At 52.2% G+C, this 1,669-nt stretch carries 4 protein-coding genes; all 4 read left to right on the top strand.

Annotated elements, in window-relative coordinates; translation table 11 throughout:
* Positions 1–250, top strand: a 250-nt coding sequence (locus GFC01_RS19070; RefSeq protein WP_207707647.1) for a hypothetical protein, incomplete at its 5' end; no start/stop codon positions are given.
* Positions 211–780, top strand: coding sequence for a 16S rRNA (guanine(966)-N(2))-methyltransferase RsmD (gene rsmD / locus GFC01_RS17705; RefSeq protein WP_152948469.1), 570 nt, complete (start codon positions 211–213; stop codon positions 778–780). The genes GFC01_RS19070 and rsmD, both read left to right, overlap by 40 nt.
* Positions 781–814: 34 nt before the next feature.
* Positions 815–1,300, top strand: coding sequence for a pantetheine-phosphate adenylyltransferase (coaD, locus tag GFC01_RS17700; RefSeq protein ID WP_152948468.1), 486 nt, complete (start codon positions 815–817; stop codon positions 1,298–1,300).
* An 81-nt stretch (positions 1,301–1,381) separates the two neighbouring features.
* On the top strand, positions 1,382–1,669 hold a 288-nt coding region (locus tag GFC01_RS17695; RefSeq protein WP_152948467.1), incomplete at its 3' end, for a MerR family DNA-binding transcriptional regulator.

The raw sequence follows: 1,669 nt of genomic DNA, 5'->3' as shown, positions 1-1,669 counted from the left end.
GTGGGTTTGTCTGACCACCTGCGGGGTGGATGTCAAGGCCGCTGCCTTGAAACTAATGTTTTTGAGCGGTGAGGTCTCAAAACGGGAAAAATTTTTATGGAGATACCTACTGGATCTTGACACGGACTTTGCCGCGGGAAAAATCGATTTTTTAAAAGCAATATGCTATAATATTGCCGTTGATAATCCCTGCAGGAAAGGAAAGATATTTTGCGGGTTATCGGTGGTCTGGCCAAAAAAAGACGGTTAAAGGTTCCCCGGGGTTGGACGGGGCGGCCCACCGCCGACCGGGTGAAGGAAACGCTGTTTAACATTCTGGCACCGTGGATTGATGGCTGCTCCTTTCTGGATCTCTTTGCCGGTACGGGCAATGTGGGTATCGAGGCCTTAAGCCGCGGTGCGGAGCGGGCGGTTTTTGTGGAGCAGGACTACCGGGCGGTGAACGCCATCCGGGAAAATCTCCATCACGCTGGCTTTGTGGAGCAGGCGGAATTGCTGTCCGGAGATGTGCTGTCTGTTCTGACCAAATTGGCCGGCCGGGGATATTCCTTTGACCTTATTTTTTTGGATCCGCCCTATGGACAGGGTTTGGAACTTTCCACCCTGGAGGCATTGAAGGATCTACCCCTGCTAAACCAGGGGGGAATGGTGGTGGTGGAAAGCAGTAATAAAACCACCCTGCCGCCCCAGGTGGGTAAGCTGGTCCTTTACCGCCGGCACCGGGTGGGGGATACCCTGCTTTCTTTCTATCACGTCCCCAATCCAGCGACCAGCAGCTAACGAACAACGATATTTAAAAGGAGGATTCATTCCCTTGCGCATTGCCGTTTACCCGGGCAGTTTCGACCCCATCACCAATGGTCACCTGGACGTCATTGAGCGGGCGGCCTGTTTATTTGATCAGTTAATCGTGGCCGTTTCCCGGAACACCAATAAAAAGCCCCTTTTTACCGTGCAGGAACGGGAAGAAATGCTCCGGGAGGTGCTCCAACCTTATTATAATGTTATCGTGGATTCCTTTGACGGTCTGACGGTGAACTATGCCAGAGACCGCGGTGCCCAGGCCATTGTCCGGGGATTAAGGGCCATTTCCGATTTTGAAAACGAGTTTATGATGGCCCTGACCAATAAAAAACTGGTTCCTGCGGTAGATACCGTCTTTTTAATGACCAGGGCGGAATTCTCCTTTATCAGCTCCAGTGCGGTAAAAGAAGTGGCCTATTTCGGCGGCTGCGTGCGGGATCTGGTGCCGCCGGCCGTAGAAAATAGACTCCGGGAGAAATTTGCAACCCGCCTTTAAAGGCGGGTGGGGAGGTTTGCAGCAGCTACCAGCATCCCAATAATAATTGACAAAACATAACAATAATGCTACCATAAAATTATGGAACTGTTAACCATCAGCAAAGCGGCAAAAAAATTAGGTGTACATCCCAACAGCCTGCGCAACTGGGAAAAGCGCGGCTTAATCAAGCCCGTTCGTCTGCCCGGAGGCCAGCGCCGTTATTCCATGGACGAACTGAACCGGCTTTTAACATCCGGTCGGTTAGGTGACGAAAAAGAAACAGTTGTGCTTTACGCCCGGGCATCGACAAAAAAGCAGGCCGACGCGGGCAACCTGGACCGGCAGATGGAGCGGCTGCGGCAGTACGCCCGGGAAAACGGTTTTACC

Source organism: Desulfofundulus thermobenzoicus (genome assembly GCF_009428905.1).
Taxonomy (GTDB): Bacteria; Bacillota; Desulfotomaculia; order Desulfotomaculales; family Desulfovirgulaceae; genus Desulfofundulus_A; species Desulfofundulus_A thermobenzoicus.
Note: the sequence above shows the minus strand (reverse complement) of the source record. Positions and strands in the feature narration are given on the sequence as shown.